The following is a 26,215-nucleotide window of genomic DNA, read 5'->3' as shown; positions in this document are numbered from 1 at the left end:
GGCACAGGCCAGAGATCCCCCACGGTCAAACCCATTTTTCGTGTACCGCTTTCGCACCCATGCAAATTACCAAGCTTTTCTTGATTGCCGCCATTGCAGCCAGCGCGATCCCCGCCATGGCCCAGTGGCAGTGGATTGATGCCCGTGGGCAAAAAGTGTTCAGCGACCGAGCGCCTCCGGCCGATATTCCCGCAAAAAACATTCTGCGCCAGCCGGGTGCTGGGGTTTCATCGCGGACTGCAGAAGCGGCGCCAGCTCCTGGTGCCGTAGCTCCCAAGACTGCCGAAAAGCCGGCGGAGTCAGGCGTGGACAAAGGCCTGGAGGAGCAAAAGCGCAAGCAGGAGCAGCAAGAGGCTGAAAAGACCCGCGTTGAGCAGGCCAAGCGCGAAAAATCACGCCAGGAAAACTGCGATCGGGCCAAGCAGGCCAAGGCGACGCTGAGCTCAGGGCGATTGCTCTCCAATGTCAACGCCAAGGGCGAGCGCAGCTTTATGGATGACAGCACGCGCGAAGCCGAGCTCAAGCGTGCGGATGTGGTGATTGCGGCCGAATGTGGGCCGCTGCAGCCCACGCAGTAAGCCGCTCTTCAAATCACGAAGGGGTGATGCAGAAAGCAAAAGCGCCACAGGAATGGCGCTTTTTTATTCTCCGGCGGTGCGTGTACCCATGACCGAGCTCAGTAACCGGCTTTGGCTCCAGGCCGCTGGCGCTTGAACAGACCGGCCCCGCGTGCGCCCTGGCGGGCAAAGCGTTCGCGTCGGGCGATCTTGGGGTCTACCGTCAGCGGGCGGTACAGCTCCACACGGTCGCCATCCTTCAGGAAATGCTCTGGTTTTGAGAGCTTTCCCCAGATGCCTATAAAGGGCTGCAGACCTTTTCCGTCTGCAAAACCCAGGGCCGAGAGACCACCGGCAGCTTGCAGCGCATCGGCGACGGTAGCGCCGGGAGCCAGCTCCAATTCCTGCTCGTGCACCTGGCCGGCGGCTGCCGAGTAGCTGAGGGTGATGTGCAGTGCGGCCATGGCGTTCAGCCGTACACCTGTTCTGCACGCTTGATGAAGGCATCGACCATGGAGCTGGCAATGCGGTCGAACACCGGGCCGATCACGGCGGCCAGTGCTCCACTTTCAAAGCCGTAGTCCAGCTGCAGCTCAATGCGGCAGGCGCGCTGCTTGCCGTCGCCTACGGGGTGAAAGCGCCAGTGCCCTTCCAGGCGCGAGAACGGGCCCTTGATCAGGCGGATGCTGACCTGCTTGCCGCCGTTGTCCATTTCGCTGTGGGTGTTGCGGGTCACGAAAGATTTTTTCAGGCCGCCGAACGTCATTCCGACTTCGGCCGTCATGCCGCTTGCGTCCTGCTCCAGCACCTTGGTCTGATCGCACCAGGGCAGGAACTCGCTATAGCGAGCCACGTCCGTCACGAGAGCAAACATTTCTGCGGGGCTATACCAGATGAGGACGGACTTGTTGACGTTTTTCATGGGCAAAGAGTTGTCGGCATGGGGTGGATGCAAGGGCTTAAGCAAGCGCTTTGCACCCAAGGCCGTCATGCGAAACTAAAATCTCGCACTGAGGCGAGACGGTAACCCTGTATTGTAGGGAGAGCTTTGACCCCGGGCTCGCGCCCAACCGAATACTCCATGGCCAAGACACAAGAAACATCGTCGCGCATTGCCGACAATAAAAAAGCTGCATTCAACTATTTCTTCGAGGAACGCTACGAGGCAGGCGTGGTGCTGCACGGCTGGGAGGTCAAGGCCTTGCGCAGCGGCAAGGTGCAGTTGACCGACGGCTATGTGCTCATCAAGGACGGCGAGCTGTACCTGATGGGCTGCCAGATCAATCCTTTGAAGACGGCGTCCACCCACGTCAGCCCCGATGCGGCACGCATCAAGAAGCTGCTGATGAAGAAAGACGAAATCAAGCGTCTGGTGGGCAAGGTCGAGCAAAAAGGCTACACCCTGGTGCCCATCAATCTGCACTGGAAAAACGGCTACGTGAAGTGCGACATCGCCCTGGCCAAGGGCAAGGCCGAGCATGACAAGCGCGACGTGATCAAGGATCGCGAAGGCAAGCGCGAGGTAGAGCGCGTCATGAAAGGCCGCAACCGCTGACTGATTCCTGCGGCCGGGGGGCTGACATGGTTTTGACATACGCCAGCACTAAGCTGGGCTGCAGCACAACGCTTCAGTCCAAGGAGAGTCACCATGGGTACCTGGTCGCACGGCAATTTCGACAACGACGCGGCGCTTGACTGGCTGATCGATATCACCACGCAGCTGCTCGATGAAATCAGCGAGGCCATGGATGCGCCCCAGTCGCTGCAGGCCGACGCGCTGGACGCCGATCTGGTGCCCTGCAAGATCGAGCTGCTGTGCACTATGGCCGAGAGCGGCATGGCACCCATCTGGCCATCGGCTCAAACGCTGATGGATTGGAAAAGCGTGTACCTGAAGGCCTGGGATGACAGCATCGACGCGCTGCAGCCCGATGCTGGCTACCAGCGTGATCGGCGTGCCACGCTGGTGGAAACCTTTGATCGCATGATCGACCTGGCGCGCAGCGACCAAGAGCAGGAGAGCGAGTTCGAGAACGAGGAGTAACGCCTCGCTCAGGTAAGCGCTTCAGGGGTTTTCGCCGTACTTGCTCTTGAAGTCGAATTCCAGCCGTTCGCAATCGTCCTTGGAGTGAAACTCCTGGGTTTTGCGCTCGGCCTCGGGTTTGCCTATCTGCTTCCAGCAGATCTTGATGGCTTCGCTGTCAACCCAGCGCTGTTTGCTCTGCGGATCGTCCATCAGCGTGCCAATCAGCATGAGTGCCGCAAAAATGACCACCGGCAGGCCGATCAGCCAGGGCACCAGGCGGCTTTTGCGTGGCGGCTGCGCATGGGAAGAAGTAGGGCTCGATGTGGTGGGTGAGCGGTCTGTGTTCTGAGGCATGGGCCGATTATCCGTATGCTGGCAGGGACTGCATTAATCCAGGTCAGAGCAGGGCACATGCCGCACACTGCGCTTGCGACAGTGCAGCGCCGCGCGGGGCTGTATGGGCAAACCTATAATGTTTGGCTGATTTGCCTTGCGTGCAGCGCCCTGTCCTGGCGCAGGGTCAAAGCCAAGCCGTACCTACCGTGGGTGCTGCGTTGTGCACCTTCATTCCAAACACCATGAGTACACCCACTTTTTCTGTTGCGGACATCCGCAAGACCTTCCTGGAGTTCTACGCTTCCAAGGGCCACACGGTTGTGGCCTCCAGCTCCTTGGTTCCGGGCAACGATCCCACGCTGATGTTCACCAACTCCGGCATGGTGCAGTTCAAGGATGTGTTTCTGGGCACGGACAAACGTTCCTACAACCGCGCCACCTCGGTGCAGGCCTGCCTGCGCGCCGGCGGCAAGCACAACGATCTGGAAAACGTGGGCTACACCGCCCGCCACCACACCTTCTTCGAGATGCTGGGCAACTGGTCCTTCGGCGACTATTTCAAGAAGGAGTCCATCGAATGGGGCTGGGAGCTGCTGACCAAGGTCTTCGGCTTGCCCGCAGAAAAGCTGCTGGCCACCGTCTATCACGAAGACGACGAAGCCTATGACATCTGGAAGAACGTCATCGGTCTGCCGGCCGAGCGCATCATCCGCATCGGCGACAACAAGGGCGGCAAGTACAAGAGCGACAACTTCTGGATGATGGCCGACACCGGCCCTTGCGGCCCCTGCTCGGAAATCTTCTACGACCACGGCGCCCACATTCCTGGCGGCCCTCCCGGCTCGCCCGACGAAGACGGCGACCGCTTCATCGAGATCTGGAACCACGTGTTCATGCAGTTCGACATGAAGGAAGACGGCTCCGTGGTGAACCTGCCCGCACCCTGCGTGGACACCGGCATGGGCCTGGAGCGCCTGGCGGCCATCTTGCAGCATGTGCACAGCAACTACGAGATCGACCTGTTCCAGGCGCTGATCAAGGCTGCGGCGCGTGAAACGCATATCGACGATGTGAACACGCCTTCGCTCAAGGTGATTGCCGACCACATTCGCGCCACTTCCTTCCTGGTGTCGGACGGCGTGATTCCTTCCAACGAAGGCCGCGGCTATGTGCAGCGCCGCATCATCCGCCGCGCCATCCGCCACGGTTACAAGCTGGGCCAGAAGACGCCGTTCTTCCACAAGCTGGTGGCCGATCTGGTGGTGCAAATGGGCGATGCCTATCCCAAGCTCAAGGAGCAGGAAGCGCACATCACCAGCGTGCTCAAGGCCGAAGAAGAGCGCTTCTTCGAGACCCTGGCCAACGGCATGGAAATTCTGGACAGCGCCCTGGCTGGTGACGTCAAGGTGCTGCCTGGCGAAGTGGCCTTCAAGCTGCACGACACCTATGGCTTCCCGCTGGACCTGTCCAATGACGTGGCCCGTGAGCGTGGCGTGACCGTGGACGAAGCCGGTTTCAAGGCGGCCATGGAGCACCAAAAGAGCACGGCCCGCGCTGCCGGCAAGTTCAAGATGGACCGCGCCCTGGAATACACGGGCGATGCCAACCTCTTCACCGGCTACGACAAGCTGGCCGAAGACGCAAAAATCGTAGCGCTTTACGCAGACGGTGTTTCGGTTCCTGAGCTGAAAGCCGGTCAAAGCGGCGTGGTGGTGCTGGATGCCACTCCTTTTTATGCAGAGTCCGGCGGTCAGGTCGGCGATCAGGGCGTGATCTCGGCCGGCGCGGTGCGCTTTGCCGTGGAAGACACGCTCAAGATCAAGGCCGATGTATTCGGTCACCACGGCGTGCTGGAATCGGGCTCGCTCAAGGTGGGCGATGCGGTGCAGGCCCAGGTGGACACCGAAGTGCGCGCCGCCGTGATGCGCAACCACTCGGTCACTCACATCATGCACAAGGCCTTGCGCGAAGTGCTGGGCGGCCATGTGCAGCAAAAGGGCTCGCTGGTCAATGCCGACCGCACCCGTTTTGACTTTGCGCACAACGCTCCCGTGACGGCCGAGCAGATCCGCGACATCGAGCAGCGCGTGAACGCCGAAATTCTGGCCAACACCAGCACGGCAGCCCGCGTGATGGACATCGAAAGCGCCCAGAAGACCGGCGCCATGATGCTGTTCGGCGAAAAATACGGCGAAACCGTGCGCGTGCTCGACATCGGCTCCAGCCGCGAGCTGTGCGGCGGCACCCATGTGCAGCGCACCGGCGATATCGGCCTGTTCAAGGTGGTGGGCGAATCCGGCGTGGCCGCAGGCGTGCGCCGTATCGAAGGCGTGACCGGCATCAATGCCCTGGCCTATCTGCAGTCGCTGGAATCCACCGTGGACCAGGCCTCTGCCGCCTTCAAGGCACCGGCTGCCGAGCTGACCAACCGCATCGGCGGTGCGCTCGATCAGATCAAGGCGCTGGAAAAGGAAATCTCTGCGCTCAAGGGCAAGCTGGCTTCCAGCCAGGGCGATGAGTTGGCCACGCAGGCTGCCGAGATCAACGGCGTGAAGGTGCTGGCTGCCAAGCTCGATGGCGCCGATGCCAAGACCCTGCGCGAGACCATGGACAAGCTCAAGGACAAGCTGGGTGCAGCCGTCATCGTGCTGGCGGCAGTGGACGGCGACAAGGTGCAGCTGGCTGCTGGCGTGACCAAGGCCGAGACGGCCAAGGTCAAGGCCGGTGAGCTGGTGAACTTTGTGGCCCAGCAGGTGGGCGGCAAGGGCGGCGGCAAGCCCGATATGGCCATGGCTGGCGGCACCGATGCTGCGTCCGTGCCTGCGGCCCTGGCTTCGGTGCAGGCCTGGGTGAGCGAACGCCTGTAAAGCGTCACTTCGACGTCTGACGGCGTCAATTCAGTCAAACACCCCGGCAAGTCCGGGGTGTTTTGTTAGGATGGGTGGTTTTTAGCGGCTCGCAGCCTGCGGGATCGTTCTCCGGAGTAGACAACTTCAATTCGTCGGCATATCCCATGGCGCTTTGGCTGGCGCTGCTTGTTCGTTTGGTGCGGCTTATGTGCCGCAGTGCCGGCGTATTTGCATTTTTGTTGCTGCTCTCGTTTCAGGCGGCGGCGCAAAGCGTGGTCTTCATCAATCCGGGGCGTAGCGATGAAACCTTTTGGCGCAACGCTGCCGAAGCCATGGAAGGTGCGGCGCGCAGCCTGCACATGACGCTGGAGGTGCGCTATGCCGAACGCAACCCCTTGCAGGCGATTGCGATTGCGCGCGATGTGGCCGCCAGGGCCGAGCGTCCGCGCTTTGTGGTGTTTGTGAACGAAAACAGCGTCGCTCCCGAGATCCTGAAAGCGCTGGAGGCTGCAGGCATTGACAGCTTTGTGGCCTTCAGCGGGATTCAGCAAATCCAGCGTGCCCAGGTGGGCCAGCCTCGCGAAAAATTCAAGCACTGGCTGGGTAGCCTGGAGCCCCGGGCTGTGGATGCCGGCTATATGACGGCCAAGGCCCTGATTGAAACGGCCCGGGCCTCGCGTGTAGCCCAGGCTCAGGACGGCAGGCTGCAGCTGCTGGCCATTGGCGGAGATCGATCCACGCTGAGCTCGATGGCCAGGAACGCTGGCATGCGCAAGGCGGTGGCCGAAGATGCTGATGTCATCCTGGTGCAGGAGGTCAACGGCGAATGGCGCAGGGATAAGGCAGCCGAGCAGATGCGCGTGCTGGCGCAGCGCTATCCCGAAGCGCGCCTGGTCTGGACTGGCAATGACGAGATGGCTTTGGGTGCCATGCAGGCCTGGCGGGCGCGGGGCGGCACACCGGGAAGAGATGGTTTTTTCAGCACCGTCAACACCTCGCCCGCTGCGTTCGCTGCCTTGCGCAGCGGTGAGCTCAGCGTGCTGGCGGGCGGGCATTTCATGGCCGGAGCCTGGGCGTTGGTGATGTTGTACGACTACGCCCATGGCAAGGACTTTCGCTCCGAGGGGCTGGAGTTGGAGCGGCGGATGTTTGTGCTGTTCGACCCGCCCCTGATCGATCGCTTTGAGCAACGCTTTGGTGCGTCCGGCAAGCCCCTGGATTTTGGCAAGTTCAGCAAGGTCTTGAATGCCGGCGTCAAGCACTACCGCTTTGAGATAGAGGCGCTGTTGCGCTAGGCTGACATGCCACAGGATACGGACAGGCCATGACACGTTTTCGATCGATTGCTACCTTGCTGATCTCGCGCATCGTGTGGCTGGCCTTGATTTGCATGAGTGTTTTCGTGGGCGCTCTGGCCTGGTGGGAGTACCGCGCGGGCCAGCAAAGCTTCAGGCTGGACATGCGCCAGCATGCCCGCAGCAGCCAGCTGCAGCTGTCTAGTGCTTTGTGGGATATAGAGCCGCAGATCGTGCGCCAACGGGTGGCCTGGCTGGCCAGTCTGCCTCAGGTGGGCTATGTGCGTGTGCGTTCGGCGACCACGGGAGAGGTGTTTGAAGCGGGCGACATGGATGCCACCGATGCGAGCGAACGCGAACCGCGCATCAAGCTCGACATTCCGGTGCCCGGGCAGACCGAGGATGGGATCCAGGTGGGTCGCCCCCTGGGCGTGCTGGGCACGCTGGAAATCTGGGAGAGCCGCAGCCACTATGCCCAGCTGATGCGCAATTCCATTTTTGGGGTGGTGCTGGGCTATGTGCTGTTTACGATACTGGTGCTGCGCGGTGGTGGCCATTGTGATGCGCCGGCAGTTGCGCGATCCCTTGCGTCAGATTTCTCACTTTGTTCGATCGCTGCGGCCCAACGAGCTGTCGCGGCCTCTGGTGCTGCAGCGCCCCCAGCGCAACAGCTTTGACGAAATCGATCTGGTGGCCAGCGGTTTTGCCCAGCTACAAAAAGCCCTGCAAAGCCATATTGCCGATCTGGACAGTCTGGTGGCCGAGCGTACCGCCCAGTTGGAGCTGATGGTGGAAGAGGTCAAGCGCCTGTCGTTGACCGATGCGCTGACGGGCTGCTACAACCGGCGGGCTCTGGACGAGCGCCTGGCTACCGAGATCGAGCGCAGCAAGCGCTATGGGCGCGCGCTGAGCGTGGTGTTCATGGATCTGGACCACTTCAAGCGCATCAACGATGAATACGGGCATGTCACCGGCGATGCTGTGCTGCGCGAGGTGGCGCTGCGCAGCCAGGGTCAGCTGCGCTCCCATGTGGACTGGATGGCTCGCTATGGTGGGGAGGAGTTTTTGCTGGTGCTGCCTGAATGTGCAATGCAGGACGCCTGGCAACTGGCCGAGCGCCTGCTTTGCGAGATTCGAAGCAAGGCTTTGAACCTGGACGGTCTTCACATCAGCGTCACGGCCAGCTTTGGTGTGGCCGAGTTGCAGAGCGGCGAGAGCATGGAGGCCTTGCTGGAGCGCGCCGATGCCGCCATGTACCAGGCCAAGCACAGCGGCAGAGCCCGTGTGTGCCTGGCCAAGCCCCAGGCCGGGGATGTGGAGCAGGCGTAAAAAAGCCGCCCAGTTGATGTGGGCGGCACGGTTTTCGCTATCTAAAAGATAGCCGGTGACCAGCGGTTCAGGCCTTGCGTGTGAACACCAGATCCCACACTCCGTGGCCCAGGCGCAGGCCGCGGTTTTCAAACTTGGTCAGCGGGCGGTAGTCGGGCTTGGGTGCATAGGCCTCGGCCGTGTTTTGTAGCGTGGGCTCGGCGTTCAGCACTTCCAGCATCTGCTGGGCGTAGGGCTCCCAGTCCGTGGCGCAGTGGATATAGCCACCGGGCTTGATGCGGGCGGCCAGCTTGGCGATCAGCGGGCTTTGAATCAGGCGGCGCTTGTTGTGCTTTTTCTTGTGCCAGGGGTCGGGGAAGAAGATGTGCACGCCGTCGATCGAAGCTTCGGGCAGCATGTTGTCAATGACTTCCACGGCATCGTGTTGCAGGATGCGGATGTTCTCGATCTCCTGCTCGCCTATGCGCTTGAGCAGCGCGCCGACGCCGGGTTCGTGCACTTCGCAGCACAGGAAGTTGTCGTCGGGGCGCACACGGGCGATATGGGCCGTGGCCTCGCCCATGCCAAAGCCGATTTCCAGAATCAGCGCACCGCTACGGCCGTAGGCTGCGGGGGCGTCGATGGGGGCCTTGTGGTATTGCAGCAAAAAGCGCGGGCCCAGCTCTTCAAAAGCCTTGGCCTGACCGGTGGTCGTACGGCCGGCACGGCGCACATAGCTCTTGATGGTCTTGGGGTAGGCCACGCCTTCGGGGGCTTGGCCTGCCGGTGCAGATTCGGGGGCAGACTCGATGGCAGCGGTGGCTGCAGCGTCGAGTGGCTCGGTGTTCGGTGTGGAGTTAGAGGAAGTCACAGGGCTGTATTGTAGATTTCACGCCAGCAGCCCACCCAGAAGTGCAAGGCCAAAGGCAAAGCCGTGTCGGGGCTTTCGGCCGGCAGCTTGGCAGCTTGGGGCGGTTGTGGCAGGGACAGCTGGCTGGCGGCTTCACACAAGGCCGCCAGCGCCGCCTGAGCGCTGCTGACATCCACCGCTGGGGCGCCATGCTGTTTGGAGAGCTTTTCGCCGCCGGCCATCAACACCAGGGGCGTGTGCAGATAGCGCGGCTGGGCCAGACCCAGTGCCGCTTGCAGCAGCATCTGGCGTGGCGTGTTGTCCGTCAGGTCCTGGCCGCGCACCACATGGGTGATGGCTTGATCGCCATCGTCCACCACTACGGCCAGCTGGTAGGCCCAGAGCCCGTCGGCGCGGCGCAGCACAAAATCGCCCACGCTGGCCGCCACATCCTGCTGCTGGGCTCCCAGACGCCGGTCCTGCCAGTGAAGCACCGGGCGTGATGGCTCCAGCTGATAGTGCGCTATCAACTGCGTAGCTTCATGCGCATGATCCGCTTGGGCTGAAGGCGGATTTGATTGAAATTCCTGTACCAGACGCTCCAGCGCAAAACGCCAGGCCCGCGCCGGTTTGCCCTGCAGACCTTGGCGGCAGGTGCCTGGGTAGGGGCGCTCCACATGGCGTTCATGCGCCAGGCCCATGCTCTGCCAGGCCGCTTCAATTTCCTTGCGCGTGCAGCCGCAGGGGTAGGCCAGTTGCCGGGTCATGAGCTGCTCCAGCGCGTTTTGATACAGGGCGTGGCGCCGGGACTGCCAGAGCACGGGCCCGTCAGAGTGCAGGCCGCAGGCAGCGAGCTGGTGCAGGATATGCAGATCTGCGCCGGGCTGGCAGCGCGGTGGGTCTATGTCCTCGATGCGCACCAGCCACTGGCCGCCATGGGCGCGGGCATCCAGCCAGCTGGCCAGGGCCGCGACCAGGGAACCTGCATGCAGAGGCCCGGTGGGCGAGGGGGCAAAGCGGCCGATGTAGGCGCCGGAGCCTACAGAGGGGCTGCTTGAGATGGAGGAGGAAGAAAAGGCGCTGACCACAGACATGAGTGCGCCAGTTTACGCGCAGGCTGCAGGGCTTGCAGCCTGGCGTAGGTGTGCCATCAGGTCAGCGCCAGTGCCATTTCAAGGCCGGAGACAAAAGCGTCTTCCACGCGGCGGCCGATACACCAGTCGCCGCACAGACCCAGGCCTGTGGAAGGATCGTGCACATGGCTCTTGCCCAGCGGGGCCAGTGTCTGGGCCTGCGGCCACAGATAAACGCTGGCATGACGCGGGGCGACGCGGATGCCGGTGATTTCGCCAAAGCCTTTTTGCAGCTTGGTCAGCACGCGGGCGGCGTCGTCGCTGCGGTGCTCCTGCGACCACTGCGGGTTGGCGTGCACGGTCCATCGTTCAGTCTGGGCGCGGCCGGGTTTGGAGGATTCGCGGGCCACCCAGGCAATGCGGTCGTGCGTGCTGCGTGCTGCATTCCACTGAGGCCCCAAGGTGGTGAGGCCGGCCTGCGCCGCCATGGGGTAGGAGAGCGTCAGCACCCAGCAAGGCGCCATTTCAACCTGGCTGAGCGATTGGGCCAGTGCCGCTGCCTGGGGCGCGCTTTGCAGCAAATGCTGGGCTTGCGCTGCAGGCAGTGCCAGCACCACGCTATCAAAATTGCTAGCGGTTTGCAGGCCGTGATCTTCGGTGTCCAGCGTCAGCGTCCACTGGTGTTTGCTATGGCCTTTGCCGCCGGCAATATGGTGTTCCAGGCGGGTTACGGTCTGGCCTAGGTGCAGACGACCGGCCTCCCACAGCGGAGCAGCCCAGGTCAGGGGCAGGGCCTGCATATCGGGCGTGCCCACCCAGTGGGTCTCCCGGCCCGACGGTGGCTCGGCTGTCTTGCGGCCCTGGGCATTGCGGGTCTGCACGCTGTTCACGCTCCAGGCGCGCACGGAGCCGGGCACCGTATCCAGTGCCATCTGAAAGCGGGGATCGCGTACGGCGAAGAACTGGGCACCGATGTCAAACGTGCCGTAAGGGCCGTTGACCGAACGCAAACGTCCGCCGGCCTGGGGCAGGCGTTCGTAGACATGAACGTCATGGCCGGCCTGCATCAGGGTGCGGGCGCAGGCCAGACCTGCAATGCCCGCGCCGATGACGGCAATGCGCCGGGCTGTGGTGGATGAAGCAGAGCGAGAGGCTTTGGTGGCCGAGGAAGCACGGGAAGCGTTCATGAACAAGCCTTTTCAACACAAGTCCGTCAGAGCGTAGCAGCTACTCAAAGCATAGCAAGAGCGGTAGATACCCTCAAGGCTATGAATGACTGCAGCCTGTGCTGCAGATCAAACCCCGGCCCTGGGCCGCAAGGCTTGTGCTGCAGCGCACACTGAGCCCCACTCTACACCGGGCACTGAACGGCTTGGAGCAGTGCGGCACTCAATGGCGGTGATGGTTTTCCATAAGGGCGCGGCGCGTGGCGGGGCTTTCCAGCTGCTGTAGCCACCATTGCAAGGCCCGGCCCGGCGTGTGGAGGGCTGCGCCCGACCAGCCGTAATGCAGGCGCAGATTGCGCCTCGCACGCGTGACCTGGCGGGTGACCAGCAGGCCTGCGTCCAGATAGGCCTGCACCATGCCGCGCGGCAGAAAGCCGCAGCCAATGCCGCGCACCTGGGCTTCGACCTTGGCCTGCATGCTGTCCACCGTCAGCACATCCTGGCCGTCAACCAGACCGTAGCTGATGTTGCTGCGCACTCCGGAGTCGGCCACGGCGATCAGGCGGTGCTTGAGCAGTGCCTCGTCGGTGAGCGGCTCGGGCGCCTGGGCCAGCGGGTGGTGCGGGGCCACGGCAAAAATGAAGTCCATCTCGCCGATCTCGCGCGTTTGCAGCTCGGCCGCATTGCTGGCGTTGACGGCAATGCCTATGGCCAGATCGGCCTGGCCGCTGGTCAGCGTCTCCAGCGTGCCGGACAGAATGCCGTCCTTGAGCTTGAGGGCGGTGGGCGGGTTCAGGGCGTAGAACGCTTCCACCAGCTCGAACATGGGCGTGCGGGCAATGGCTCCGTCGATGACGATGGTCAGCTGCGGCTCCCAGCCCGTGGCCACGCGTTTGACGCGATGGGCCACGGCGTCTATCTCCTGCAGCAGCCGCGCGCCTTCGCGCAACAGCGCCTGGCCGGCCTCGGTGGGCTGGGCCTGGCGTGAGCGGCGGTCGAACAGCAGCACGTCGAGCGCATCCTCGATCTGGCGCACTCGGTAGGTCAGGGCGCTGGGTACCAGGCCCAGCGAACGAGCCGCTGCGGCAAAGCTGCCGGTTTCGGAGATGGCTTGCAGCATGGCCAGGCTGTCTGGGGTGAGTACATCGCGGGAGCTGGGCATGGGAAGAGGCGAATGTTCAAAGAGTTTGAATGATGCCATCAATCCCGTGCAGCCGCGCCGGGCCTTGGCAGTTCTACAGTAGAGCCCATCAAGAGCTTGTTTTCAAACAGAAAGGTTCACACCATGATGACTCTTCGTCTCTCTCAGGAACGTGGCTATGCGGACCACGGCTGGCTGAAGTCGTTTCACAGTTTTTCATTCGCCGGCTACCACGACCCCCGCCATATGGGCTTTGGCAATCTGCGCGTGATCAACGAAGACCGTATTGCCCCAGGCACTGGTTTTGGTGCCCACGGCCACCGCGACATGGAAATCATCAGCTATGTGATGCAGGGCGCACTCTCGCACAAGGACAGCATGGGCAATGAGCAAACCATTGTTCCCGGTGAGGTGCAACGCATGAGCGCCGGCTCTGGCGTGGTGCACAGCGAGCACAACCATGCCCAGGGCGAGACCACACACTTTCTGCAGATCTGGGTGCTGCCCGCACGTGAGGGTATTGAGCCCGGTTATGAGCAGAAAGCCTTTCCAGAGGCCGAGAAGCGGGGGCGTTTGCGCCTGGTGGCTTCGCCCGATGGGGCCGAGGGCTCGGTCACTCTAAATGCCGATGCTCGCTTGTTTGCCGGCCTGTTTGATGGGGCAGAAGCCGCCGAGATGGTGTTGCCCGCAGGTCGCAAGACCTATGTGCATCTGGTGAGCGGCGAGCTGACGGTGAATGGACAAAGGCTGACAGGCGGTGATGCTGCGCTTTTGGACAATGAATCCCGTCTGCACCTGGCACAGGGCAAGCATGCCGAAGTGCTGGTGTTTGATCTGCAAGCCTGATCGATTTTGTCTCGGCACCGGGCGCAAGCAGCTCGGTGCTGGTCCCAAACGCGGCCGCTGCCGCAAGGAGTTCAAGATGTTGAAACAGTTTTCCAATCCTCTGGCCCTGGTGGGTCGTGTCCTGATCGCTCTGCTGTTTGTTCCTGCAGGTTTTCAAAAACTCACCGGCTTTGCCGGTACCGTGGGTTATGCCGCATCGATGGGCATGCCCATGCCTCAGGTGGCCGTGGCCATAGGATTGGTGATAGAGATCGTGGCCGGTCTGGCCATCTTGCTGGGCTGGCACACCCGCTGGGCAGCCTTGATTCTGGCGTTCTTCACCCTGGTGGCCAGCTTCTTCTTTCATGCGTTCTGGAGTGTGCCTGCCGAGGCCGCCATGGTGCAGCAGTTGCTGTTCTGGAAAAACGTGGCCGTGGTCGGTGGTCTGCTGGGCTTTGCCGCCCATGGCGCAGGCGGCTGGAGTGCCGATGCCGGAAAGCGCTGAAATGCTTGAGCAAGAAGCGCAGCATGCTATTAATTTGATAGGCTAATGGCCTTGATGGTCAAAGCCCCGCAGCTTCGGGCTGGCGGGGCTTTTTTTGAAGCTTGTCTTCGTAGAAAAACAGGGAAATTTCATGGCGAATACGGTTGTGGTCTACCACTCGGGCTACGGGCACACACAGCGCATGGCCCAGGCGGTGGCACAAGGCGCGGGGGCGCAATTACTGGCAATTGATGCCGATGGCAATCTGCCAGCCGGCGGCTGGGAAACGCTGGCGGCTGCCAGCACCATTGTGTTTGGAACGCCTACTTATATGGGTGGCCCTAGCTGGCAGTTCAAGCGCTTTGCCGATACATCGTCCAAGGCCTGGTTTGCCCAGAGCTGGAAGGACAAGCTGTTTGCCGGCTTCACCAATAGCGCGGGCGTGCAAGGCGACAAGCAGGTGACGTTGGACTATCTCTACCACCTGGCCATGCAGCACGGCGGTCTGTGGGTGGGTCTGGGCATGCTGCCCTCCAACACCAAGGCCGCGCAGCGCAACGACGTGAACTGGATGGGTTGCTTTACCGGCGCCATGGCGCAGACGCCTTCGGACGCATCGGTGGCTGAAATGCTGGCCGGTGATCTGGAAACGGCCCGCCAGTTTGGCGAGCGGGTGGCGAAAACCGCCAAGCGTCTGGCTTGATCAGGCGGTAGAAAAGCTGCCGTCGTCGTTACCGCCGCCAGGCAGCGCTGGCGGCTGGTGTTGATCAAGCGGTTTTCTTGACCGGGCGCGGATGAACCAGGGGCGTCAGTTGCAGGTCGGTGCCCAGTGAGTCACGGCCATCGAAGACAAAGCAGCCGCCGTCATAAAAGCCTCCATCGGTTTCTTCAAAGTATTTGAGAATGCCGCCCTCGAGTTGATAGACATGCTCCAGTCCCTCGTCGCGCATGAGGATGGCGGCTTTTTCGCAGCGAATGCCGCCCGTGCAATAGCTGACCACGGTCTTGCCTTCGAATTCGGCCTTGTGTTCGCGCAGCGCGGGGGGGAATTCGGTGAACTTGGTCAGTCGCCAGTCTATGGTGTTCCTGAATGCGCCTTCATCCACTTCGTAATCGTTGCGGGTGTCGAGTGTGACGACCTCACGGCCTTCGTCATCATGGCCTTGCTCCAGCCAGCGGCGCAGCGTGGCGGGCGTAACCGACGGCGCGCGGCCTTGGGCCGGGCGAATCGTCGGGTGGTTCATGCGAATGATCTCGTTCTTGACCTTGACCAGCATCTTGCGAAACGGCACGGTATCCGACCAGCTTTCCTTGGGATTGAGGTCGGCAAAACGCGCATCCTCGCGCAAGGCATTCACAAATTCATGCACCGAGGCGGCGGGACCGGCCAGAAAGAAATTGATGCCTTCCTCGGCCAGCAGCACCGTGCCCTTGAGCGCCAGGGTGTCGGCGCGCGCGGACAGGGTGTCGCGCAGCTCGGCTGCATCTGGCAGCTGAACAAATTTATAGCAGGAAATGTTGAGAATATCGGCCACGGCAGAAACTTAGATGATGTGGCAAGACGGCGCGCGCAGCTTGCTGGGCGTTCGATCAAGGTCGAACGCCATGGGTATCAGGGGAGGTGGCTGCAAAGGCCGCAGGCGCCGGAAATCATCCGGGTTCAGGCGTTTGCAGTCAGCGAAGCCTTGATTTTATTGGACAGCTGAGCCACTGCCAGCGACGCGGGTGCACCGGGCATGGATTGCAGCAACAACTGGCGGCGCATGACGGCTTCGCGCACTGAGGGGTCGGCCGGGATATCACCCCAGTGCACCAGTTGCACGGGCTCGCCGCTGGCGGTGGTCACAAAGCGGTTGAGCACCTGCTGCAGCTGGCTGGTGATGGCGCGGCCATCGCCGGGGCGTGCCGCCTGGTTGACGACCAGGCGAACCCGCTGGCGCTGCTGCTGGGTGGCCAGCACCTTGATGGCAGCATAGGCATCGGTCAGCGAGGTGGGCTCCGGGGTGGCCACAACCAGCACTTCGGTGGCCAGAGAGACGGAGAACAACACCACATCGGAGATGCCGGCACCGGTGTCCAGCAAGATGATGTCGTAATGCGGCGCCAAGGACTCTATGGTGCGCATGAACTGGTTGCGGATCTCGGGCGTGAGTCGCGAATACTCGATCATGCCCGAGCCGGCCAGCAGCACAGAGTAGCCGCCGGGCGCAGCCAGGATGGCGTTATCCAGCGAAGCCCGGCCCGTGAACACGTCGTGCAGCGTGACCTTGGGATAGAGATTGAGCACCACGTCGAGGTTGGCCAGACCCAGATCGGCATCCAACACCAGCACCTTGTAGCCGTGGCGAGTCAGGGCCGCTGCCAGATTGGCCGAGACAAAGGTCTTTCCCACGCCACCTTTGCCGCTGGTGACGGCAATGATGTGCGCTTGCTGCGCGCGCGAGGGCGCACGCAGCGCATCCGACATGGAGATGGAAGCTGGCAAAGAGGGGGGAGGGGCTACTGTGTCAGACATTTCCGCATTCTTTGGCGGGGCTTGCATCATCGGTGATCACGTCAGGGTCTAGTTGGTTATCGGCGCAATTGTGTGCGGGTTCGTCTTCAAACAAAGGCGCGAAAAGCAGGCCTTTTTCCTCGGCACTCACCGTGCTGTCTGGTTGTTCTTCAATCTGCACACAGTTGCGGCCATTGGCCTTGGCCAGGTAAAGCTGGCGATCGGCGCGTTCAGTCCATAGCGAGGCAGTGCTTCGAATCCACTGCAGGGCATAGACACCTCCGATACTAACTGTTACATTTAGCGATAAAACCGGCGAGACAGGAATAGGTGTGTTCTCTATTGCCTCACGCAGGCGTTCTGCCACGGATTGGCCAAAGCTGGCAGCGCACACGGGCAAGATGATGGCGAATTCTTCGCCGCCATAGCGTGCCAGCGTATCCATGGGGCGAATGCCCTGGCTGAGGGTTCGAGCCACGGACTGCAGCACGCAGTCGCCTGCAATATGGCCATGCTCGTCGTTGATCTGCTTGAAGTGGTCGATGTCCAGCATCAGCATCAAGGCGGTTTCGCCGGAGCGGGTGACGCGGTCGATTTCACGCTCCACCACGGAGCGGAAATGGCGGCGATTGGCCAGGCCCGTCAACGGGTCGCGCAGCGAAAGCGCGCACAGCCCATCTATCAGCGACTGCAGATAGTGGGTGGGCGTGTCGGTGGGCAACTGGATGCCGCCAGCGCTGGTGCGAGAGACCAGACTGTGGGCCGTAGCCAAGCGCAGATCACGTAAAAATACGGATTGGTGGGATGCGGAGGAAGTCACGTGGAACTACGAAATTTGCAGGTCAGTGTATCAGTCCGTATCACAATCAAGGGTTTGAATTGTTATCAATGGTGATCTGGGCTGGATCTGGATTTGACGGGGAAACGCGAAAATGTAATAGAAATTCGGCATCGGTGCGATAGGTGCGCAGATGAGGGGACGAATTCAGTATGCCGGCGCGTTCCAGCCGCTGCTCGGCCGGCAGCTTGAGCCCCACCACATGCAGGATGCCGCCGCGCTTGGCAACCAGAAGCTGTAGTCGTGCAAAAGTTTCCACACCGGTAATGTCGATATTGTTGATGGACTGGGCCAGCAAGGCCAGGTGCTGCGCCTCGGGGTTTTGCTGCCAGATATCACTGGCTCTGCTTTCCAGTGCCGAGGCTGCGGCAAAGTCCAGGTCCGCATCCATGCGCAAGGCGATCAGGTGCGGGGCCAGCGGGGGCAGCTGCCACAGCTGGCGGCTGCGCAGGCTGCCATCGCTGTGCAGGCCGACCTCGATGATGCGCGGATGCAGTCGCTGGTACAGAAAATATCCCAGGCTCAGCACAATGCCGGCAAACACGCCCCAGTACATGCGCGGCGCTGTCAAAATAGTGAGCGCCAGGGTGGCAACGCTGATGCTGCCCTCCACCCGTGAAACCCTGAACAGCTGAATGATGGCCTTGGGCTTGATCAGGTTCAGCACCGCGGTAATCACAATGGCTGCCAGCGCAGCTTGCGGCACATGGTAGAGCCAGGGAATAAACCACAGCACCACGGCGATCACCAGCAAAATGGAGAGCACGTTGGCATAGCCCGTCTTGGCGCCGGCCAGCATATTGACGGCCGAGCGTGAGAACGAGGCGCTGGTGGCAAAGCTGCCAAAAAGACCGGCACTGATTTTGGACAGGCCCTGGGCGATCAAATCCTGATTCTCGTTCCAGCGCGTGCCTGCCTGCTGATGCTCCACCTGCGCGCTGGAGGCGGTTTCCAGAAAGCTCACCAGCGAGATCACCAGCACCGGCATCACCAGACCGCCAAACTCCTCCCAGCTCAACATGCCCGGCCACTGGAAATGGGGCAGGCCTGAGGGCAGATAGCCCACCACCGCACCGCCGCCATCGGCAAAACCGCTGGCCCAGCTCGCCAGTCCGGTCAGCGCAATGATGACGATGGTGGAAGGAAAGGCGGGTCGCCATTTCTTGGCCAGCATCAGCCCGGCCATGCTGATCACGCCGTAAGCGATGGACTGCCAATCAAACAGGTAAATCGACGGGGAGTTGAACACTGCCGACCAGCTGCTGCGCAGGCCCAACAAGGTGGGCAGCTGCGAGGCCAGAATCAGCAAGGCCGCAGCCTGGGTGAAGCCCGTGAGTACCGGCGAGGTCACCAGATTGAGCAGCCAGCCGGCCTTGACCATGCCCAGAGCCCATTGCAGCAACCCGGCCAGAATGGCCATCCACGCTGCCAAAGCCACCCAATGCGCAGAGCCGGGCTCGGCCATGCCGGTGAGCGAGGCCCCGATCAACAGCGCACTGAGAGCGGTGGGGCCTACGCCCAGCCGTGGCGAGGGGCTGAACAAAATGGCAATGGCGGCCGGAATGATGGAGGCGTAAATCCCGGTGATCAGGGGCATGCCTGCCAAAGCGGCATAGGCCACACCCTGGGGAAGCAGCATCAGACCGACGGTGATACCCGCCCAGAGTTCTCCGCGTAGCAAAGTCAGCGTGGGTTTGGGCCAGGAGAGAAAAGGGAACCAGCGTGCGAGGGAATGCATAGGCGCTATTGTCATGTCAACTAGCTACAGTAAAACAATGTGCTTTTGTAGGAGTTTGTCCTACGAGCTTGTGCGCGTCCGTCACATTCAGCTTGTTGTCAGGTCTGCGTACAGTGGGTTCTGTGTTTGATTCTTCGAAGATTAAAGGGGGTATTCATGACTTCTATGTCTAAGCGCGCCATTCACATGCTGGCAATTTCCACCCTGGCTTTTGGCCTGGCTGCCTGCGGCAAGTCCGAGGAAAAGACCGCAGGTCAAAAACTGGATTCTGCGATTTCCCAGACCCAGCAAGCGGCCGAGAATGCCGGCAGCAAACTGGAAGACAGCGCCGCCAAGGCCGGAGATGCCACCACCAACGCGATGGAAAAAGCCGGCGACAAGATCGCCAGCGTGGCCGATAGTGCCGGCGCCAAGATGGAACAGGAAGCCGCCAAGGCCGGAGCTGCACTGGACGATGCCGGCATCACTGCCCAAGTCAAGGCGGATCTGATCAAGGAGCCCAATATCAGCGCTCTGAAGATTGATGTGGACACCAAGAGCGGCGTGGTCACGCTGAGCGGCACCGTGCCCAGCGAAGCACTCAAGACCCGCGCCGGCGAGCTGGCCAAGGCCGTCAAGGGCGTGGGCAATGTGAACAACAATCTGACGGTGGGCTGATCGCCGCAGTCGATTGGCGCTCGCCCGTCCAGCCAGAGCGCGCAAGCCCTCTGGCTTTTTTGTGTCTGGCCCTCTGTTTGGCTATCCCTGGCGGTCATTTCGGCGGCTTTGGCACCTGCCAGAGTCGATAAGATGCCAGCATGACCCAAGCCGACCCCAAGCTGTCCACCCATTTGATCCACCACCCCTACCAGGCTCCGCAGGATTTTTCAGGTCCGCAGCCGCCGGTACACAAGGCTTCCACCGTATTTTTCGAGAATGTGCAGGCCATGCGCGAGCGCCGCTGGCTGGACAAGAGCAGCTATACCTACGGCTTGCATGGCACGCCCACCACTTATACGCTGGAAGAGCGACTGGCCACGCTGGAAGGCGGGCTGCAATGTCTGCTGGTGCCCAGCGGGCTGGCTGCCATTGCCACGGTATCGCTGGCGCTGCTCAAGACCGGTGACGAGGTGCTGCTGCCCGATAACGCTTACGGCCCCAATAAATCGCTGGCCGAAGGTGAGCTAGCCCATTACGGCATTCGCCACCAGTACTACGATCCCATGAATGCGGCCGATCTGGCGGCCAAGATCACGCCGGCCACGGCGCTGGTCTGGCTGGAAGCCCCGGGTTCGGTGACCATGGAATTTCCGGATCTGATCGAGCAGGTACGCCTGTGCCGCGCGCGTGGCGTGACCACGGTGCTGGACAACACCTGGGGCGCGGGCCTGGCCTTCAAGCCTTTTGATTTGCTCGGCGATGGCGGCAGCCTGGGCGTGGATGTGACCGCGCACGCGCTGACCAAATACCCCAGCGGCGGTGGCGATGTGCTCATGGGCAGCATCGTCACCCGCAACCAGCCGCTACATATGCGCATCAAGCTGGCCCATATGCGCATGGGTCTGGGCGTAAGCGGTAACGATGCTGAAGCCGTGTTGCGCAGCCTGCCCAGCATCGGTCTGCGCTACCACGCCCAGGACCATGCAGCCCGCCAGTTGGCACAGTGGCTGGGCCGGCAAACTGCGGTGGTGCAGGTTTTGCACCCGGCGCTGGAAGGCGCCCCCGGCCATGCGCAGTGGAAGCAGCTATGCACCAGCGCCCAGCACCCGCAAGGCGTGGCCGCAGGCCTGTTCAGCGTGGTGATCGATGCGCGCTTTGGCCAGGAGGCGGTGGACCTGTTTTGCGACAGCCTGCGCCTTTTCAAGATCGGCTACAGCTGGGGCGGCCCGGTGAGCCTGGTCATGCCTTATGAACTGCCCAGCATGCGCCATTGCGCCACACCGCAAATCGAACTGGGCACAGTGGTGCGCTTTGCCATCGGCCTGGAGGATGCCGGCGATCTGCAAGCCGATCTGGCCCAGGCCTTGCAAATCGCATTGGGTTGATGCTGTCTGGATCAGCGCGAAATTGATAGCGGCTTGCGCATGCAGCGTGTGCAGTTGACAGGGCTGGTTGACGAATATCAAGCTGCATGAAGCGCAACCAGCTCATCAATTCATAGTGAAACCACCGGGCAGGGCCGAGGGCTTTCCGCAGTGTCTGGGCTTTGAAGCCGGGGGTAAGTTCGGTGCAGGCAGCGTTCGCCGAACGCGCTGGCAACCAGGAGACCCCGCATGCAAGCGCCCCCTGTTTCCGAAACCCCGGCCGATCCGCCGCCGCTGCTGGTGCGCCGCCTGCGCTGGGCCCAGCCCTGGCAATGGTTGGCCTGGGGCGTACGCGATGTGTTGCGCGCGCCCTGGATTGCCTTGTTCTACGGCCTGTGCTTCTGGGCCATGGCGCTGCTGCTGGGCTGGGTGTTCAAAGCCAGCCCCGAATACCTGATGTCCATGGCCAGCGGCTGTCTGCTGGTCGGGCCGTTTCTGGCCATGGGCCTGTATGAGATCAGCCGCCGCCTGGAGCAGGGCGAAGTGCCCGAGCTGGGAGCGTCGCTGGACTGCTGGAGTGGTCATCTGCAAAGCATGGGCATGCTGGTCATGGTGCTGATGGTGCTGGAAATGCTCTGGGGCCGCGCCGCCATGGTGGTGTTTGCCATCTCCTTCGATACCGGCATGCCCACTACCGCCAGTATTTTGCAAACCGTGCTGCGCCGCGAAAACTGGGAATTCCTGCTGATCTACCTTGCCGTGGGCGCCGTGTTTGCGGCCCTGGTGTATGCGTTCACCGTGGTGTCTTTACCCACCATTCTGGACAGAGACACGGATGCGCTGACCGCCTGCATCACCAGCATGCGCGTGGTGGGGCTCAATATGGGCGTGATGCTGCTGTGGGTGGGCATGATCACGCTGCTGGTGAGCGTCTCCTTGCTGCTGTATGGCGCGGGCTTGCTGGTGGTGGGGCCGGTGCTAGGCTGTGCCAGCTGGCATGCGTACCGGGCCAGCGTGTACGTGGAGCAGACCGCAGACCGCAGACCGCTGATCGCTGATCGCTGATAAAAGGGGGGCAGCAATGGACTTTTGGAACTGGATCACCCAGCTTTTCACTCCCCGAGCAGGCAACGGTGTGGGTGCCGGCCTTGGCAGGAGTGACGGCTCCCATTTTTCCATGACTGCGTCATACAGCCGCGACGATGGCAGCGATGTATTTGGCGACAGCTATTTCAACAACGATAAGCACAGCGATAAGGGCTGCGACAGCGCAAGCGCCGACTCCGACCAATGCAGTGATTCGGGCGATGCTGGCGGGGGAAGTGACGGCGGCGGTGATTGAGCTGGCGATTGAGTCTCACCGCCGTGATTTGCCCAGCTCTATTTCAGCAAGGGCTTGAGCTTGGGCCAGACATTGCTCAGCATCTGCGGCTGGGCTTTGGCATTGGGGTGAATGCGGTCGCTTTGAAACCACTGCTCGGCATCTGCCGCATCGCCTATGCCGGCCAGCAGAAAAGGCACGAGAGGCAGCTTTTCCTGCTTGGCCAGGTTCTCGAACAGGGCGGCAAACTGCTCGGTATAGGTGGCGCCGTAGTTGGGCGGCACCTGCATGCCCACCAGCAGCACCTGCGCCTTGGCCTGCTTGGACGCCTGCACCATGGCCTGCAGATTGCTCTGCGTGCTTTGCAGCGCCAGGCCGCGCAAAGCATCGTTGCCGCCCAGCTCCAGAATCACGATCGAGGGCCGGTGCTGCTCCAGCAGTGCCGGCAGCCGCGATTTGCCACCGGCCGTGGTCTCGCCGCTGATGCTGGCATTGATCACACTGTATGCCGGTTTTTCCGCCTGAACCCGCTGCTGCAGCAAGCCCACCCAGCCTTTGCCGCGCGTGAGCCCATATTCGGCACTCAGCGAATCGCCCAGCACCAGAATCGGGCCGCCGCTTGCGGGTTTGGGGTTTGGGCTATGGTGGGTGGCCGCCGCATGCGCGCTGGCGCTGGCACCGAAAACACCCAGTGCCAAAGCCAGGGCGATACAGTGGCGGCGTCGCCTGCGGTCACCGTGTTGTGTGGATTCCAACGTTTCAAATTGCTTCATGTCAGAAACTCTTGCCATTCCTTTGATCTCTGTTGAACAGGTATTCAAATCGGTCACCGACTCGACCGGTACGCTGGACATTTTGCGCGATATCAATCTGCGCTTTGTCGAGCGTGAAACCGTGGCCATTGTGGGGGCCTCGGGCTCGGGCAAGAGCACCTTGATGGCCATTCTGGCCGGACTCGATACCCCTAGCCGGGGAGCGGTGCGTTTGCAGGGCCAGGATTTGTTTGCGCTCAGCGAAGACCAGAGAGCGGCGGTGCGGGCGCAGAAGATAGGCTTTGTGTTCCAGAGCTTTCAGCTGCTGGGCAACCTGACGGCGCTGGAGAACGTGATGCTGCCGCTGGAGCTCAGTGGTGCACGCGATGCCCGTGCCCGCGCCACGCAGATGCTGGAGCGTGTGGGCCTGGGGCAGCGCCTGGCGCATTACCCCAAGCTGCTCTCGGGCGGAGAGCAGCAGCGCGTGGCCCTGGCGCGTGCTTTTGTGGTGGAGCCCGCCGTGCTGCTGGCCGACGAGCCCACGGGCAGCCTGGACTTTGCCACCGGCCAGACCATCATGGAGTTGATGCTGGCCCTGAACCGCGAGCGCGGCACCACGTTGATCATGGTCACCCACGACAGGGCGATTGCCGCCCAGTGCGAGCGCCGCATCACCATCGAGGCCGGGGCCGTGCTCTGAAAACAAAAAAGGCCTGTGATCAAACAGGCCTTTTTCCTAGATAGCGCAAGCGCTGGTAGCTATGAAAATCAGAGTTGCGGAACGGCCTGTCCCAGCTTGCGTTGGGCAGCGCGGCTGGCAGCGGCCGTGAACAGCACGTCGGTGGAGGAGTTCAACGCGGTTTCGGTGGAATCCTGGATCACGCCAATCACATAACCCACGCCCACGACCTGCATGGCCACGTCGTTGGAGATGCCGAACAAGCTGCAGGCCAGCGGGATCAGCAGCAGCGAGCCGCCCGCCACGCCGGAGGCGCCGCAGGCGCAGACCGAAGCCACGATGCACAGCAAGATGGCGGTGGGAATATCCACCGCAATGCCCAGCGTGTGGGCCGCCGCCAGCGACAGCACGCTGATGGTGACGGCCGCACCGGCCATGTTGATGGTGGCGCCCAGGGGGATGGAGATGCTATAGGTTTCCTCGTCCAGCTGCAGGCGCTTGGCCAGCGCCAGATTCACCGGAATATTGGCTGCCGAGCTGCGGGTGAAGAAGGCCGTCAGCGCGCTTTCGCGCAAGCAGGTCAGCACCAGCGGGTAGGGGTTGCGGCGGATTTGCGTCCACACAATGAGGGGGTTGACCACCAGGGCCACAAACGCCATGGAGCCCACCAGCACCAGCAGCAAATGGGCGTAATCCCAGAGAGCGCTTGTGCCGCCCGAAGAGAAGGTGGCCACCACCAAGCCGAAAATACCCAGCGGTGCCAGACGGATCACGCCCTGGATCACGCGGGTGAGGGCGTTGCCCAGATCCTCGATCATGGTGCGAGTGCTCTGGCTGGCATGTCGCAATGCCGTGCCCAGGGCAACAGCCCAGGCCAGCACGCCGATGTAGTTGGCCTCCATCAGCGCGCGCACCGGATTGTCAACGGCGCTATGCACCACATTCATCAGCACCTGGCCGATTTCTCCGGGCACGCCTTGCGTCACCGGGGCTTCGCGGAAATGAATGACCGAGGGAAACAGCACGCTGGCGGCCACGCCCACGCAGGCGGCGGCAAGCGTGCCCAGCACATACAGCCACAGCACGGGCTTGATCTGGGTTTGCTGACCCGGGCGGTGGTTGCCTATGGCGGCAATCACCAGCACGAACACCAGCACCGGTGCCACGGCCTTGAGGGCAGAGATGAACAGCGTGCCCAGCATGGATGCAGGCTGAGCGGCGGCCGGCCACAGCCAGGCGACCAGCACCCCGGCCACCAGGGCAATCACGATCTGCAGCACCAGGCTGGTACGGTTGAGCCAATCAAGCAAGGCGTTGAGCATGCAAGGTCTTTGTTGAAAAATGGAACGGGGAAAGCACTGCAGGCTTTCAGCGGACAGGGCCTGCAGCGCAGCAGCGGGGACACGGAAAACGGACAAGTGGCATAGCTGAATTTTGCGAGTGTCAAACCTCACAAACGCTGGCGTGCACCGGGAGCCTGGAGCGCTCAGTTATGCATGATAAGCGTCCTTCCCGTCCGAAGGGGGCGCAGTTTAGCCCCTACATAAAACCACAGTCGCGCGCGCAGGCATGACCTTGCAGGCTGCAGGCCTGTAGGCAAACCCCCGGATAATGGCGGCCTATGTCGTCTCCCAAAGTTCTGTTCGGCTTTCACGCCGTTGGCGTGCGTCTGAAGACCGCCCCCAAATCCATCATCGAGGTTTACTTCGAAGCCTCGCGCCGTGATGCGCGCATGCGTCAGTTTCTGGATCGCGCCAAGGAGGCCGGTGTTCGTCTGATCGAAGCCGATTCCCTGCGCATCGCCAAGCTGGCGGGCTCCCACGGCCACCAGGGCGTGGCCGCGCGCGTGGAGGAAGTCAAGGACACTCGCACGCTGGACGAGCTGCTGGACGATCTGGAAGAAGCCGGCGTCAAGGCGCCGCTGTTGCTGGTGATCGACGGCGTGACCGATCCTCACAATCTGGGTGCCTGCCTGCGCGTGGCCGACGGTGCCGGCGTGCATGCCGTGATCGCCCCCAAGGACCATGCGGCCGGCATCAATGCCACCGTGGCCAAGGTGGCCAGCGGCGCGGCCGAGACCGTGCCTTACTTCATGGTGACCAATCTGGCGCGCACGCTCAATGAGCTCAAGGATCGCGGCATCTGGATCATCGGTACCAGCGGCGATGCCGACAAACACCTCTACCAGATGGATCTGACCGGTCCCACGGCTTTGGTGCTGGGCGCCGAGGGCGATGGCATGCGCCAGCTGACGCGAAAGACCTGCGATGCTCTGGTGAGCATTCCCATGCAAGGCGCGGTCGAGAGCCTGAACGTCTCCGTGGCCAGCGGCGTGTGCCTGTATGAAGCTCTGCGCCAGCGTCTGGGCCACGGCCTTGCTGCTGCTCCCAAGGTCTGAACCGCAAGCGCAGACCGATTGCTCAGTCTCCAAAGGCTGCAGGGCACAAGCCCTGCGGCCTTTTTTTCAGCCTGTGCTGCGG

General features: G+C 62.1%; 29 protein-coding genes. 16 read left to right on the top strand and 13 right to left on the bottom strand.

Annotated features, from left to right (window positions below; all coding sequences use genetic code 11):
* The first annotated feature begins 59 nt into the window (after positions 1 to 59).
* The gene (locus EAO39_RS14665) at positions 60 to 578 is read left to right on the top strand and encodes a DUF4124 domain-containing protein (RefSeq protein WP_120968567.1); all 519 of its coding nucleotides are present in this window, start codon (positions 60 to 62) and stop codon (positions 576 to 578) included.
* A 98-nt stretch (positions 579 to 676) separates the two neighbouring features.
* On the opposite strand, the gene EAO39_RS14660 is transcribed toward EAO39_RS14665, so the two are convergent.
* Together EAO39_RS14660 and EAO39_RS14655 are read right to left on the bottom strand one after the other, a co-directional pair.
* On the bottom strand, positions 677 to 1,021 hold the full coding sequence (locus EAO39_RS14660) for an RnfH family protein (protein ID WP_120968564.1): 345 nt from the start codon (positions 1,019 to 1,021) through the stop codon (positions 677 to 679).
* A 5-nt stretch (positions 1,022 to 1,026) separates the two neighbouring features.
* Positions 1,027 to 1,479 carry a type II toxin-antitoxin system RatA family toxin gene (locus EAO39_RS14655; RefSeq protein WP_120968561.1) on the bottom strand — a complete coding sequence of 151 codons (453 nt, stop codon included), beginning with the start codon at positions 1,477 to 1,479 and terminating at the stop codon, positions 1,027 to 1,029.
* Between the two features lie 159 nt (positions 1,480 to 1,638).
* Between EAO39_RS14655 and smpB the strand changes: the two genes are divergently transcribed.
* On the top strand, positions 1,639 to 2,112 hold the full coding sequence (gene smpB / locus EAO39_RS14650) for an SsrA-binding protein SmpB (RefSeq protein WP_120968558.1): 474 nt from the start codon (positions 1,639 to 1,641) through the stop codon (positions 2,110 to 2,112).
* 93 nt (positions 2,113 to 2,205) lie between these two features.
* Positions 2,206 to 2,601, top strand: a complete 396-nt coding sequence (locus tag EAO39_RS14645) for a DUF4259 domain-containing protein (RefSeq protein WP_120968556.1) — start codon at positions 2,206 to 2,208, stop codon at positions 2,599 to 2,601.
* 21 nt (positions 2,602 to 2,622) lie between these two features.
* Here the strand turns inward: EAO39_RS14645 and EAO39_RS14640 are convergent, their stop codons facing one another.
* Entirely contained in the window at positions 2,623 to 2,937 is a 315-nt protein-coding gene (locus tag EAO39_RS14640) for a hypothetical protein (RefSeq protein ID WP_120968553.1), read from the bottom strand.
* 224 nt (positions 2,938 to 3,161) lie between these two features.
* Between EAO39_RS14640 and alaS the strand changes: the two genes are divergently transcribed.
* The 4 genes from alaS to EAO39_RS22995 all read left to right on the top strand — a co-directional run bounded on the left by alaS (position 3,162) and on the right by EAO39_RS22995 (position 8,392).
* Positions 3,162 to 5,786, top strand: a complete 2,625-nt coding sequence (gene alaS / locus EAO39_RS14635; RefSeq protein ID WP_120968550.1) for an alanine--tRNA ligase — start codon at positions 3,162 to 3,164, stop codon at positions 5,784 to 5,786.
* Positions 5,787 to 5,974: 188 nt separating this feature from the next.
* On the top strand, positions 5,975 to 7,063 hold the full coding sequence (locus EAO39_RS14630) for an ABC transporter substrate-binding protein (protein WP_120971137.1): 1,089 nt from the start codon (positions 5,975 to 5,977) through the stop codon (positions 7,061 to 7,063).
* 29 nt (positions 7,064 to 7,092) lie between these two features.
* Entirely contained in the window at positions 7,093 to 7,740 is a 648-nt protein-coding gene (locus EAO39_RS23000; protein WP_240467015.1) for a hypothetical protein, read from the top strand.
* Complete coding sequence (locus EAO39_RS22995; protein ID WP_240467014.1) at positions 7,649 to 8,392, top strand: GGDEF domain-containing protein; 744 nt, start codon at positions 7,649 to 7,651, stop codon at positions 8,390 to 8,392. Before EAO39_RS23000 ends, EAO39_RS22995 begins: the two co-directional genes overlap by 92 nt.
* Positions 8,393 to 8,459: 67 nt before the next feature.
* On the opposite strand, the gene trmB is transcribed toward EAO39_RS22995, so the two are convergent.
* The 4 genes from trmB to EAO39_RS14605 all read right to left on the bottom strand — a co-directional run bounded on the left by trmB (position 8,460) and on the right by EAO39_RS14605 (position 12,622).
* On the bottom strand, positions 8,460 to 9,182 hold the full coding sequence (trmB, locus tag EAO39_RS14620) for a tRNA (guanosine(46)-N7)-methyltransferase TrmB (protein ID WP_120971135.1): 723 nt from the start codon (positions 9,180 to 9,182) through the stop codon (positions 8,460 to 8,462).
* A gap of 56 nt (positions 9,183 to 9,238) precedes the next feature.
* Positions 9,239 to 10,315 carry a tRNA glutamyl-Q(34) synthetase GluQRS gene (gene gluQRS / locus EAO39_RS14615; protein WP_120968548.1) on the bottom strand — a complete coding sequence of 359 codons (1,077 nt, stop codon included), beginning with the start codon at positions 10,313 to 10,315 and terminating at the stop codon, positions 9,239 to 9,241.
* A gap of 56 nt (positions 10,316 to 10,371) precedes the next feature.
* The gene (locus EAO39_RS14610) at positions 10,372 to 11,481 is read right to left on the bottom strand and encodes an FAD-dependent oxidoreductase (RefSeq protein WP_120968545.1); all 1,110 of its coding nucleotides are present in this window, start codon (positions 11,479 to 11,481) and stop codon (positions 10,372 to 10,374) included.
* A gap of 202 nt (positions 11,482 to 11,683) precedes the next feature.
* Positions 11,684 to 12,622, bottom strand: a complete 939-nt coding sequence (locus EAO39_RS14605; protein ID WP_120968542.1) for a LysR family transcriptional regulator — start codon at positions 12,620 to 12,622, stop codon at positions 11,684 to 11,686.
* Between the two features lie 123 nt (positions 12,623 to 12,745).
* Between EAO39_RS14605 and EAO39_RS14600 the strand changes: the two genes are divergently transcribed.
* From EAO39_RS14600 to EAO39_RS14590, 3 genes are all read left to right on the top strand, one after another.
* Positions 12,746 to 13,447: a pirin family protein gene (locus EAO39_RS14600; protein WP_120968539.1), complete on the top strand. Its 702-nt coding sequence runs from the start codon at positions 12,746 to 12,748 to the stop codon at positions 13,445 to 13,447.
* Positions 13,448 to 13,523: 76 nt separating this feature from the next.
* Positions 13,524 to 13,931: a DoxX family protein gene (locus EAO39_RS14595; RefSeq protein WP_120971133.1), complete on the top strand. Its 408-nt coding sequence runs from the start codon at positions 13,524 to 13,526 to the stop codon at positions 13,929 to 13,931.
* 130 nt (positions 13,932 to 14,061) lie between these two features.
* Positions 14,062 to 14,613, top strand: coding sequence for a flavodoxin family protein (locus tag EAO39_RS14590; RefSeq protein WP_120968536.1), 552 nt, complete (start codon positions 14,062 to 14,064; stop codon positions 14,611 to 14,613).
* A gap of 64 nt (positions 14,614 to 14,677) precedes the next feature.
* Here EAO39_RS14590 and EAO39_RS14585 read toward each other — a convergent pair whose 3' ends face one another.
* The 4 genes from EAO39_RS14585 to EAO39_RS14570 all read right to left on the bottom strand — a co-directional run bounded on the left by EAO39_RS14585 (position 14,678) and on the right by EAO39_RS14570 (position 18,980).
* Positions 14,678 to 15,445 carry a sulfurtransferase gene (locus EAO39_RS14585; protein WP_120968533.1) on the bottom strand — a complete coding sequence of 256 codons (768 nt, stop codon included), beginning with the start codon at positions 15,443 to 15,445 and terminating at the stop codon, positions 14,678 to 14,680.
* A gap of 125 nt (positions 15,446 to 15,570) precedes the next feature.
* Positions 15,571 to 16,425 carry a MinD/ParA family protein gene (locus EAO39_RS14580; RefSeq protein ID WP_120968529.1) on the bottom strand — a complete coding sequence of 285 codons (855 nt, stop codon included), beginning with the start codon at positions 16,423 to 16,425 and terminating at the stop codon, positions 15,571 to 15,573.
* Complete coding sequence (locus EAO39_RS14575) at positions 16,418 to 17,224, bottom strand: GGDEF domain-containing protein (protein ID WP_120968526.1); 807 nt, start codon at positions 17,222 to 17,224, stop codon at positions 16,418 to 16,420. The genes EAO39_RS14580 and EAO39_RS14575 overlap by 8 nt, the downstream gene beginning before the upstream one ends.
* A 46-nt stretch (positions 17,225 to 17,270) precedes the next feature.
* The gene (locus EAO39_RS14570) at positions 17,271 to 18,980 is read right to left on the bottom strand and encodes a SulP family inorganic anion transporter (RefSeq protein ID WP_120968523.1); all 1,710 of its coding nucleotides are present in this window, start codon (positions 18,978 to 18,980) and stop codon (positions 17,271 to 17,273) included.
* A gap of 156 nt (positions 18,981 to 19,136) precedes the next feature.
* Between EAO39_RS14570 and EAO39_RS14565 the strand changes: the two genes are divergently transcribed.
* The 4 genes from EAO39_RS14565 to EAO39_RS14550 all read left to right on the top strand — a co-directional run bounded on the left by EAO39_RS14565 (position 19,137) and on the right by EAO39_RS14550 (position 22,325).
* Positions 19,137 to 19,637, top strand: coding sequence for a BON domain-containing protein (locus EAO39_RS14565; protein WP_120968520.1), 501 nt, complete (start codon positions 19,137 to 19,139; stop codon positions 19,635 to 19,637).
* Between the two features lie 140 nt (positions 19,638 to 19,777).
* Entirely contained in the window at positions 19,778 to 21,004 is a 1,227-nt protein-coding gene (locus EAO39_RS14560; RefSeq protein ID WP_120968517.1) for a PLP-dependent transferase, read from the top strand.
* 228 nt (positions 21,005 to 21,232) lie between these two features.
* Positions 21,233 to 22,048: a DUF2189 domain-containing protein gene (locus tag EAO39_RS14555; protein WP_120968514.1), complete on the top strand. Its 816-nt coding sequence runs from the start codon at positions 21,233 to 21,235 to the stop codon at positions 22,046 to 22,048.
* 16 nt (positions 22,049 to 22,064) lie between these two features.
* Positions 22,065 to 22,325 (top strand): hypothetical protein, encoded by a 261-nt coding sequence (locus EAO39_RS14550; protein WP_120968511.1) that lies wholly within the window; start codon positions 22,065 to 22,067, stop codon positions 22,323 to 22,325.
* A gap of 38 nt (positions 22,326 to 22,363) precedes the next feature.
* Here EAO39_RS14550 and EAO39_RS14545 read toward each other — a convergent pair whose 3' ends face one another.
* Positions 22,364 to 23,077 carry an arylesterase gene (locus tag EAO39_RS14545; RefSeq protein WP_120968508.1) on the bottom strand — a complete coding sequence of 238 codons (714 nt, stop codon included), beginning with the start codon at positions 23,075 to 23,077 and terminating at the stop codon, positions 22,364 to 22,366.
* Here EAO39_RS14545 and EAO39_RS14540 point away from each other — a divergent pair.
* Positions 23,076 to 23,756, top strand: a complete 681-nt coding sequence (locus EAO39_RS14540) for an ATP-binding cassette domain-containing protein (protein ID WP_120968505.1) — start codon at positions 23,076 to 23,078, stop codon at positions 23,754 to 23,756. The two genes, EAO39_RS14545 and EAO39_RS14540, sit on opposite strands and share 2 nt — an antisense overlap.
* A gap of 68 nt (positions 23,757 to 23,824) precedes the next feature.
* Here the strand turns inward: EAO39_RS14540 and sstT are convergent, their stop codons facing one another.
* On the bottom strand, positions 23,825 to 25,057 hold the full coding sequence (sstT, locus tag EAO39_RS14535; RefSeq protein WP_120968502.1) for a serine/threonine transporter SstT: 1,233 nt from the start codon (positions 25,055 to 25,057) through the stop codon (positions 23,825 to 23,827).
* A 299-nt stretch (positions 25,058 to 25,356) separates the two neighbouring features.
* Here sstT and rlmB point away from each other — a divergent pair, with 299 nt between their 5' ends.
* Positions 25,357 to 26,133, top strand: a complete 777-nt coding sequence (rlmB, locus tag EAO39_RS14530; protein ID WP_120968499.1) for a 23S rRNA (guanosine(2251)-2'-O)-methyltransferase RlmB — start codon at positions 25,357 to 25,359, stop codon at positions 26,131 to 26,133.
* Positions 26,134 to 26,215 lie beyond the last annotated feature (82 nt).

Source organism: Comamonas sp. lk (genome assembly GCF_900564145.1).
Lineage (GTDB): Bacteria > Pseudomonadota > Gammaproteobacteria > Burkholderiales > Burkholderiaceae_C > Comamonas.
This window is presented reverse-complemented; position numbering and strand designations above follow the sequence as displayed.

Bases quoted from the DNA above. Each gene is read 5' to 3' on its own strand.
- EAO39_RS14555 (WP_120968514.1), top strand. From the start codon at position 21,233: ATGCAAGCGCCCCCTGTTTCCGAAACCCCGGCCGATCCGCCGCCGCTG.
- EAO39_RS23000 (WP_240467015.1), top strand. From the start codon at position 7,093: ATGACACGTTTTCGATCGATTGCTACCTTGCTGATCTCGCGCATCGTG.
- EAO39_RS14655 (WP_120968561.1), bottom strand. From the start codon at position 1,479: ATGAAAAACGTCAACAAGTCCGTCCTCATCTGGTATAGCCCCGCAGAA.
- gluQRS (WP_120968548.1), bottom strand. From the start codon at position 10,315: ATGTCTGTGGTCAGCGCCTTTTCTTCCTCCTCCATCTCAAGCAGCCCC.
- alaS (WP_120968550.1), top strand. From the start codon at position 3,162: ATGAGTACACCCACTTTTTCTGTTGCGGACATCCGCAAGACCTTCCTG.
- rlmB (WP_120968499.1), top strand. From the start codon at position 25,357: ATGTCGTCTCCCAAAGTTCTGTTCGGCTTTCACGCCGTTGGCGTGCGT.
- EAO39_RS14560 (WP_120968517.1), top strand. From the start codon at position 19,778: ATGACCCAAGCCGACCCCAAGCTGTCCACCCATTTGATCCACCACCCC.
- EAO39_RS14605 (WP_120968542.1), bottom strand. From the start codon at position 12,622: ATGCCCAGCTCCCGCGATGTACTCACCCCAGACAGCCTGGCCATGCTG.
- EAO39_RS14545 (WP_120968508.1), bottom strand. From the start codon at position 23,077: ATGAAGCAATTTGAAACGTTGGAATCCACACAACACGGTGACCGCAGG.
- EAO39_RS14540 (WP_120968505.1), top strand. From the start codon at position 23,076: ATGTCAGAAACTCTTGCCATTCCTTTGATCTCTGTTGAACAGGTATTC.
- EAO39_RS14595 (WP_120971133.1), top strand. From the start codon at position 13,524: ATGTTGAAACAGTTTTCCAATCCTCTGGCCCTGGTGGGTCGTGTCCTG.
- sstT (WP_120968502.1), bottom strand. From the start codon at position 25,057: ATGCTCAACGCCTTGCTTGATTGGCTCAACCGTACCAGCCTGGTGCTG.
- EAO39_RS14665 (WP_120968567.1), top strand. From the start codon at position 60: ATGCAAATTACCAAGCTTTTCTTGATTGCCGCCATTGCAGCCAGCGCG.
- EAO39_RS14550 (WP_120968511.1), top strand. From the start codon at position 22,065: ATGGACTTTTGGAACTGGATCACCCAGCTTTTCACTCCCCGAGCAGGC.
- EAO39_RS14580 (WP_120968529.1), bottom strand. From the start codon at position 16,425: ATGTCTGACACAGTAGCCCCTCCCCCCTCTTTGCCAGCTTCCATCTCC.
- EAO39_RS14640 (WP_120968553.1), bottom strand. From the start codon at position 2,937: ATGCCTCAGAACACAGACCGCTCACCCACCACATCGAGCCCTACTTCT.
- EAO39_RS14645 (WP_120968556.1), top strand. From the start codon at position 2,206: ATGGGTACCTGGTCGCACGGCAATTTCGACAACGACGCGGCGCTTGAC.
- EAO39_RS14630 (WP_120971137.1), top strand. From the start codon at position 5,975: ATGTGCCGCAGTGCCGGCGTATTTGCATTTTTGTTGCTGCTCTCGTTT.
- EAO39_RS14590 (WP_120968536.1), top strand. From the start codon at position 14,062: ATGGCGAATACGGTTGTGGTCTACCACTCGGGCTACGGGCACACACAG.
- EAO39_RS14610 (WP_120968545.1), bottom strand. From the start codon at position 11,481: ATGAACGCTTCCCGTGCTTCCTCGGCCACCAAAGCCTCTCGCTCTGCT.
- EAO39_RS14660 (WP_120968564.1), bottom strand. From the start codon at position 1,021: ATGGCCGCACTGCACATCACCCTCAGCTACTCGGCAGCCGCCGGCCAG.
- EAO39_RS14600 (WP_120968539.1), top strand. From the start codon at position 12,746: ATGATGACTCTTCGTCTCTCTCAGGAACGTGGCTATGCGGACCACGGC.
- EAO39_RS14570 (WP_120968523.1), bottom strand. From the start codon at position 18,980: ATGCATTCCCTCGCACGCTGGTTCCCTTTTCTCTCCTGGCCCAAACCC.
- EAO39_RS14565 (WP_120968520.1), top strand. From the start codon at position 19,137: ATGACTTCTATGTCTAAGCGCGCCATTCACATGCTGGCAATTTCCACC.
- smpB (WP_120968558.1), top strand. From the start codon at position 1,639: ATGGCCAAGACACAAGAAACATCGTCGCGCATTGCCGACAATAAAAAA.